Consider the following 7,840-nt stretch of genomic DNA (forward strand, 5'->3'; position numbering starts at 1 on the left):
ACGAAACTACGCCCGTCGCCCGCGGCGGAGCGGGTCGGATCAGGCCACGCCGGGATCCGAGGTCTGCTCCGGAGCCGCCGCCACGTCGTCGATGCGGTACCGCCGGGCCGCCTCGACCGCCTGCGAGCGATCGATCGCGCCGTCCCGGCCGAGGGCGGCGAGCACCGCGACCACCGTCGACTCCGCGTCGATGTTGAAGAACCGGCGCGCGGCCGGGCGGGTGTCGGAGAACCCGAACCCGTCGGCGCCGAGCGTCGTGTAGTCGCCCGGCACCCACTGCCGGATCTGGTCCGGTACCGCGCGCATCCAGTCCGAGACCGCCACGAACGGACCGGCGGCGTCGGCGAGGACCTTGGCCACGTACGGCGTCGGAGCGTCGGCACCCGGGTCGAGCAGCGCCTGCCGCTCGCACTCGACGCCGTCACGGCGCAGCTCGCCCCACGAGGTCACCGACCACACGTCCGCGGCCACGCCCCATTCGTCGGCGAGCATCTCCTGCGCCCGCAGCGCCTCGGGCATGAGCACACCGGAGGCGAGGATCTGCGCCTTCGGCCCGGAGCCCTCGCCGCGGCGGTACAGGTAGATGCCCTTGAGCAGGCCCTCGACGTCGAGGTTCTCCGGCTCGGCCGGCTGCACGTACGGCTCGTTGTAGAGGGTGATGTAGTAGAAGATGTTCTCGCCGCCGAACCCGTCGACACCCTCCGTGCCGCCGTACATGCGGCGCAGACCGTCCTTGACGATGTGCGCGAGCTCGTAGGAGAACGCAGGATCGTACGACACCACCGCCGGGTTGGTGGACGCCAGCAGCAACGAGTGCCCGTCGGCGTGCTGCAGGCCCTCACCGGTGAGGGTGGTGCGGCCGGCCGTCGCGCCGAGCACGAAACCGCGGGCCATCTGGTCGGCCGCCGCCCACAGCCCGTCGCCGGTGCGCTGGAAGCCGAACATCGAGTAGAAGATGTACAGCGGGATCATCGGCAACCCGTGCGTGGCGTACGAGGTGCCGACGGCGGTGAACGATGCGGTGGAACCGGCCTCGTTGATGCCCTCGTGCAGGATCTGCCCGACGACGCTCTCCTTGTAGGCGAGCATCAGTTCCGCGTCGACCGATGTGTACAGCTGGCCGTTGCGGTTGTAGATCTTCAGCGACGGGAACCACGAGTCCATACCGAAGGTGCGGGCCTCGTCCGGGATGATCGGCACGATGCGCGGACCGATCTCCTTGTCGCGCAGCAGCTCCTTCATGATGCGCACCAGCGCCATGGTGGTGGCCACCTGCTGCTTGCCGGAGCCCTTGCGGATCACCTCGTAGGCCTTGTCGTCGGGCAGCGTCAGCGGGGCCTTGGCGGTGCGGCGCTCGGGCAGGAACCCGCCGAGCGCGCGCCGCCGCTCGAGCATGTACTGGATCTCCGGGGAGTTGTTGCCCGGGTGGTAGTACGGCGGCATCTTCGGGTTCGCCTCGAGCTCGGCGTCCGAGATCGGGATGCGCTGCAGGTCGCGGAAGTACTTGAGGTCCTCGAGCGTGAGCTTCTTCATCTGGTGCGTGGCGTTGCGGCCCTCGAAGTGCTTGCCGAGGGTGTACCCCTTGATCGTGTGCGCGAGGATCACCGTCGGCTGGCCCTTGTGCGCCATCGCCGCCGCGTACGCCGCGTAGATCTTGCGGTAGTCGTGGCCGCCGCGCTTGAGGTTCCAGATCTCCTGGTCGCTGAGGTTCTTGACCAGTTCCTTGGTGCGCGGGTCGCGGCCGAAGAAGTGCTCGCGGACGAAGGCGCCGTCGTTGGCCTTGTAGGTCTGGTAGTCGCCGTCCGGCGTCGCGTTCATCAGGTTGACCAGCGCACCGTCCTTGTCGGCGTGCAGCAGGGCGTCCCACTCACGACCCCACACCACCTTGATGACGTTCCAGCCGGCGCCGCGGAAGAACGATTCCAGTTCCTGGATGATCTTGCCGTTGCCGCGGACCGGACCGTCGAGGCGCTGCAGGTTGCAGTTGACCACGAACGTGAGGTTGTCCAGACCCTCGGTCGCCGCGACGTGCGCGAGACCCCGCGACTCCGGCTCGTCCATCTCGCCGTCGCCGAGGAACGCCCACACGTGCTGGTCGGAGGTGTCCTTCAGGCCGCGGTCGTTCAGGTAGTGGTTGAACCGCGCCTGGTAGATCGCGTTCATCGGGCCGAGGCCCATCGACACCGTCGGGAACTCCCAGAAGTCGGGCAGCAACCGCGGATGCGGGTAGGACGGCAGGCCGCCGCCCTGGTCGGCGTGGCTGGCCTCCTGGCGGAACCCGTCGAGCTGCTCGGCCGGGATGCGGCCCTCGAGGTAGGCGCGGGCATAGACGCCGGGAGAGGCGTGACCCTGGATGAAGATCTGGTCGCCGCCGCCGGGGTGGTCCTTGCCGCGGAAGAAGTGGTTGAAGCCCACCTCGTACAGCGCCGCGGAGGAGGCGTAGGTGGAGATGTGGCCGCCGACGCCGATGCCGGGGCGCTGCGCGCGGTGCACCATGATCGCGGCGTTCCACCGGATGAAGGCACGGTAGCGACGCTCGACCTCCTCGTCGCCGGGGAACCAGGGCTCGTTCTCGGTCGGGATGGTGTTCACGTAGTCGGTCGAGGTCAGTGCCGGGATCGAGACGTGGCGCTCGCCGGCACGCTCGAGCAGGCGCAGCATCAGGTACCGGGCACGCGCAGGACCGGCGGACTCGAGCAGCCCGTCGAAGGACTCGAGCCACTCCGTGGTCTCGGCCGGGTCTATGTCCGGCAGGTAGGAGGCCACGCCCTCGCGGATGACCCGCACGCGGCCATCGGAGGCCCCGCTGGTGTTCGGCGAGGATCCCGCTTCCGAGGCGCCTTGTGTGGCGGCGCTCGTCGAGGAATCGGGCTCGTGGATCAGGTCTGTCAACGTCTGCTCCTCATCGTGGTGGGGCGCGCAGGTGTGGCGCCCGCTCCGTAGGCCGGCTCTTGTGGGAGCCGACTCATCGACATCTGAACGAGATGCACTGCTCATCTTCCCCCATCGCGCGGTGGGAGGCATCCCCCCGGGTGTGAAGCGGCCGCGAGGCGGGTATCCGGACCATTCGACTCCGCGCGGCAGAATCGGCGGTGCGGAGCTCCTCGCGGTAACGTCCCCGGAAGAATGTTGTGACTTTCCTTGCGATTCGGCTTGCGTTGAGCCCCCCGAGGATGTTCGCTTTGAAAAATCGCTCGTGACATCCGGTACGCGGCAGGCCCGCGGCCCAACCGAAGGAGGACACCACCGTGGTCGCCGCGGCGGACGCCCAGAACTACGTTCAGAAGCTCGGTATCACCCACGACCAGGTGGTTCAGGAACTCGGTTGGGATGAGGACACGGACGACGACCTGCGGGCCGCCGTCGAGGACACCATCGGATCGGACCTGCTCGACGAGGACTCCGACGAGGTCGTCGACGTGGTGCTCCTCTGGTGGCGCGACAGCGACGGGGACCTCGTCGACGCGCTCATGGATGCGATCGGCCCGCTCGCAGACGAGGGCGTCGTCTGGGTGCTGACCCCGAAGACCGGCCGCGCGGATCACGTCGAGCCCAGCGAGATCGCCGAATCGGCCACGACCGCCGGCCTGACCCAGACCTCGACCGCCAACCTCGGCGACTGGGTGGGCAGCCGGCTGGTGCAGCCGAAGGCCGCCCGCACCAAGCGCTGAGCGCACCGCTCAGTTCACCTCCACCGAAGTAAGGACGACCGACGCGATGGCGATCGAGGTGGGTGCCGAGGCGCCCGATTTCACACTCAAGGATCAGAACAACCAGGAAGTGACCCTGTCGAGCTTCCGCGGGCACAAGAACGTGCTGCTCGTGTTCTACCCGCTGGCGTTCACCGGGGTCTGCCAGGGCGAGCTGTGCGCCGTGCGGGACGACCTGCCGACGTACGAGAACGACGACACCGCGATCATCGCCGTCTCGGTGGGGGCCTCGCCCACGCACAAGATCTGGGCCGCCGAGCAGGGCTACACCTTCCCGCTGCTGTCCGATTTCTGGCCCCACGGCGCCGTCGCCCAGGCCTACGGCGTGTTCAACGACAAGTTCGGTTTCGCCAACCGCGGCACGTTCGTCGTGGACAAGGACGGCATCATCCGGTTCGCCGAGGAGAATCAGCCCGGCGAACCCCGTGACCAGGGCGCTTGGGTGCGAGCGCTGGCCGCGCTAAAGTCCTGAGGCACAGTCCGGCGGCGCGAGCCGTCGGATTTGCGGGCGTGTAGCTCAGTGGTAGAGCTCTGGTTTTACACACCAGCGGTCGGGGGTTCGAAACCCTCCGCGCCCACCAGGGGAGTGGCGGTGAAAGACCTGGTCAGCGGCCGGTCCCTCACCGCTCGAGGGGGATTCTGCCCACCCGACATCCACTGCAGGGCCTTCACGTTGACACCCGCGAACACGGCCAGGCCGGGGCCGCGGTGTGCCGGGGATCGTGCGGCGTCACCCGGGGCCTTTGGGCTCTGTCGTGGCCGGGCCGGGTTTGCTGTGCTCGTGTTGTGAAGGTGCCGCTGCTCACGTCGTTCGAGGGCTATCGGGCCAACCAGATGGGACGTGACCTGCTGGCCGGCCTGACGGTGTGGGCGGTTCTGGTGCCCGAGGCCCTCGCGTACGCCACGATCGCCGGGGTGTCCCCGGTGATCGGCCTGTATGCCGCGCCCGCGGCGCTGCTCCTCTACGCGCTGTTCGGCAGCTCCCGGCACCTGGTGGTGGGGCCGATGGCGGCCACCGCGGCGCTTTCGGGTGCTGCTGTTGCCGGCATTTCCGGTGACGCCGATTCGGCAGCGCTGACGGCCGGTCTGGCGCTGCTGGTCGGTGCGCTCGGGATTCTCGCGGGGCTGTTGCGTCTGGGGTTTCTGGCTTCCTTCATCTCCGAGCCGGTGCTGAAGGGGTTCATCGTCGGCTTGGCGCTGACGATCATCGTCGGCCAGCTCCCGAAGCTCTTCGGAGTCCCGAGGGGAGAGGGGGACTTCTTCGAAAAAGCCTGGCACCTGGTCACGTCGCTGGGTGGGACGAACGGCTGGACGTTGGCCGTCGGCGCCGGCTCCCTTGCGGTCGTACTGGTCCTGCACAGGGTGTCGCCCCGGCTGCCCGCACCGCTGGTCGCGGTCGTCCTGGGAATCGTCGCCGTCTCGGTCCTCGGCCTCGACGCCAAGGGAGTGGAGATCGTCGGGCGGATCGAAGGCGGGCTACCTCCGCTCGGGCTCCCCGGCCTCCCTGGATCCGACTACGTCACGCTGCTCGCGTCGGCGGCAGGGATCCTGCTGGTGGCGTTCGCCGAGGGCGTCGGAGCAGCCAAGAACTACGCCGCCAAAGAACACTACGAGATCGATCCGAACCAGGAGCTGCTCGGGGTGGGCACAGCGAACATCGGCGCGGGACTGTCCTCCGGGATGATCGTCAACGGGTCCCTGTCGAAGACCGCGGTCAACGTCTCGGCCGGGGCGGTGTCGCAGATCTCTGGCATCGTCGTGGCGGCGCTGACGGTGATGACGCTGCTGTTCCTGACCGGTCTGTTCGCGAACCTGCCGGAGGCCACCCTCGCCGCCGTGGTGATCGCGGCCGTCACGAAGCTCGTCGACTTCCGGACGCTGCGCAAGTACGCGCGCCTGGCGACCCCGAGCCTGCGGCGGATCTACGGCGTCGCGGCGTACGCGGACTTCCTCGCCGCGGCGAGCGCCATGGTGGGTGTGCTGGTCTTCGACATCCTTCCCGGGCTCTTCCTCGGTGTCGCGGTGTCGGTCCTGCTCCTGCTGTTCCGGGCCTCGCGGCCCCACGTCGCCGAGCTGGGCCGCACACCGGACAAGAGCCGCTGGGTCGACCTGCAGCGCCATCCCGACGCGCTCACTGAGCCCGGAATCGTGGTGCTGCGGCCCGAGTCCGGCTTGATCTACGCCAACGCCGACAACGTGGCAGCGGCCGTACGCGGCCATGTCCATGACGACACGCGGGCCGTCGTCCTCGACACCGCAGCTGTGCCGGGAATCGACATCACCGCCGTCGAGATGCTGGACCGGCTGTATGCCGACCTCGAGCACCACCACATTCGGCTGCTCTTCGCCGGCGAGATCGGCCAGGTGCGCGACCTGCTCAGCGCGACCGGCATCGCCAGTGTCGTTACAGACGCACACTCGACCGTCGACGCGGCCGTCACCGCGGCCCGTCGCAAGCTCGACCACCCGCCGGACACCGACCAGAAGTCGGCGTGACGTCTCTGACGGCCGGTGGAGAGGCACCGGCCGTCAGGGCGGACCATTCCCGGTTGCTACGCGAGCGGTTCGATGTCGGGCAGTCTCCATGTCTTGTCGAACCACGGTTCCAGCGGACCGTAGAGCCGGACTATCGCGAACCAGCTCTTGCCGGGCAGGGTCTGGATCCAGTTGCGGCTGCCCTCCGGCCGTTCGGGACCGAAGTGGACGTCGACGGAGCCGTCCGCGTTCGAGATCATGTCGCGGTCGCTGGCAACGGTGGGCCATTCCTGGTCGGTCTGCAGCATCGACCGGGTCTGGGTGTCGTAGACGACGATCGACCAGAAGGTGTTGACCGGCACGTTCGGCGGGACGTGCAGCCGGTAGGTCCTGGCGCCGTCGAAGTGCGCGTCGGTGGCGTCGACGAACGCCGTGACATACTGCGATCCGGCGCCGACCATCTCCGTCAGGTACGCCGGACTCGATCCGCTCCCTATGAAGCCGAGCGCGGCGGCGGTGTCGAGCATCGCGGCGCCATTGTCCTGGAACTGGTAACCGGCGAAGAGGAAGACCCGCCAGGCGCCGTCCGGGTAGTAGCGTGCCTCGGGCTGGCGGACCCGGTAGAGGAGCGCGCGGGCGGTCGCGTCGCCGACCGCGGCTGCCTCGGTCAGGATTGCCCGCATCCGCTCGTCGGGGTCGAACGGTTTGCCGTGCTGGATGCCGACGGCGGCGAACATCCCCAGCGTGACCGGGTCGGATGACTCCGGCAGCTCGGACTGCACCACCTCGTTGAGCAGCTCCCAGTACTGGTAGTCGGCGGCCGGGATGGTGACCCACGGCTCGAAGGAGACGTTCACGAATCGCATCGGCGGCGGGTCGTCGGCCTGAGCCAGCGGGTAAGCCCGGGTCTTCGCCTTGATCATGTCGGCGGCCGGATGCGGGTCGCCGTGCTCGTCGCGGAAACCGCGCGAGACGAGGCACATCCCGTAGCTACGGGACCGCACCACGAAGTAGCCGTCCGGGACCTCGCCGTCGTATGCAGGCGGCAGGAACAGGTACTTGCCACCCTGGCCCTTGTCGGGTCCGGTCGCGCCGATGTCGACGACCCAGCGCCCCCACGAGTCGTCGATCAGGCCGTACACGTCGGGCGGGGCGTCCAGGACGAGGGGTCCATCGTGGAGGTCGATCCACATGTAGAAGTACACAACGGTCGTGTGCATCGCCGGGCCGACGGTGCACGGGTGGCACAGGTCCTCCCAGAGCGCCATCGTGGTGTTCGCCGGGCCCCAGCGCAGCAGCCCCCGGCGCCACGCCGCCCACGACACCGGATGCTGCGCCAGCAGGTACGCCTGCACCGCCCGCTGGAAGTCCAGGTTGTCGAACAGTGTCCGGGTCGTCTCGTCGTCCGGGACTCCGTCGAAGGACCGCAGCGTGCCCAACCGGGTGCGGACCTCGTCCGGCATCTCGATGCCGGGCGGAATCGGGGTGCTGTTCGCATGTGAGGTCATCGCGTCCTCCTGTGTCGATAGGTCAAGTCCCGTGAGGTGGTGTACGACGTCGTCGCGTGATTCCTCGTCGGTGGATCAGGCGGTCAAGGCCGGTGTCACCTCCTCGGTGCCCTCGGTGACACTGTCGGCGGGCTTGTCGGTGCGGGA

5 protein-coding genes and 1 tRNA gene are annotated in these 7,840 nt (G+C 68.6%); 4 read left to right on the plus strand and 2 right to left on the minus strand.

Annotated elements, in window-relative coordinates:
- Positions 1 to 39: 39 nt before the first annotated feature.
- The gene (aceE, locus tag AIIKEEIJ_RS27945) at positions 40 to 2,892 is read right to left on the minus strand and encodes a pyruvate dehydrogenase (acetyl-transferring), homodimeric type (RefSeq protein WP_161997019.1); all 2,853 of its coding nucleotides are present in this window, start codon (positions 2,890 to 2,892) and stop codon (positions 40 to 42) included.
- Positions 2,893 to 3,248: 356 nt separating this feature from the next.
- Here aceE and AIIKEEIJ_RS27950 point away from each other — a divergent pair, with 356 nt between their 5' ends.
- The 4 genes from AIIKEEIJ_RS27950 to AIIKEEIJ_RS27965 all read left to right on the plus strand — a co-directional run bounded on the left by AIIKEEIJ_RS27950 (position 3,249) and on the right by AIIKEEIJ_RS27965 (position 6,206).
- Complete coding sequence (locus AIIKEEIJ_RS27950) at positions 3,249 to 3,671, plus strand: DUF3052 domain-containing protein (RefSeq protein WP_006947669.1); 423 nt, start codon at positions 3,249 to 3,251, stop codon at positions 3,669 to 3,671.
- A gap of 46 nt (positions 3,672 to 3,717) precedes the next feature.
- On the plus strand, positions 3,718 to 4,182 hold the full coding sequence (locus AIIKEEIJ_RS27955) for a peroxiredoxin (RefSeq protein WP_006947670.1): 465 nt from the start codon (positions 3,718 to 3,720) through the stop codon (positions 4,180 to 4,182).
- Positions 4,183 to 4,216: 34 nt separating this feature from the next.
- Positions 4,217 to 4,291, plus strand: a tRNA-Val gene (locus AIIKEEIJ_RS27960).
- A gap of 205 nt (positions 4,292 to 4,496) precedes the next feature.
- Entirely contained in the window at positions 4,497 to 6,206 is a 1,710-nt protein-coding gene (locus AIIKEEIJ_RS27965; RefSeq protein WP_161997020.1) for a SulP family inorganic anion transporter, read from the plus strand.
- A 56-nt stretch (positions 6,207 to 6,262) separates the two neighbouring features.
- Here AIIKEEIJ_RS27965 and AIIKEEIJ_RS27970 read toward each other — a convergent pair whose 3' ends face one another.
- Positions 6,263 to 7,693: a DUF1214 domain-containing protein gene (locus AIIKEEIJ_RS27970; protein WP_161997021.1), complete on the minus strand. Its 1,431-nt coding sequence runs from the start codon at positions 7,691 to 7,693 to the stop codon at positions 6,263 to 6,265.
- Positions 7,694 to 7,840 lie beyond the last annotated feature (147 nt).

The sequence above is a fragment of the Rhodococcus sp. YH1 genome (assembly GCF_009939605.1).
GTDB classification, from domain to species: Bacteria; Actinomycetota; Actinomycetes; order Mycobacteriales; family Mycobacteriaceae; genus Rhodococcus; species Rhodococcus aetherivorans.

Coding starts and splice junctions, on each gene's coding strand:
- AIIKEEIJ_RS27955 (WP_006947670.1), top strand. CDS start 3,718: ATGGCGATCGAGGTGGGTGCCGAGGCGCCCGATTTCACACTCAAGGAT.
- AIIKEEIJ_RS27970 (WP_161997021.1), bottom strand. CDS start 7,693: ATGACCTCACATGCGAACAGCACCCCGATTCCGCCCGGCATCGAGATG.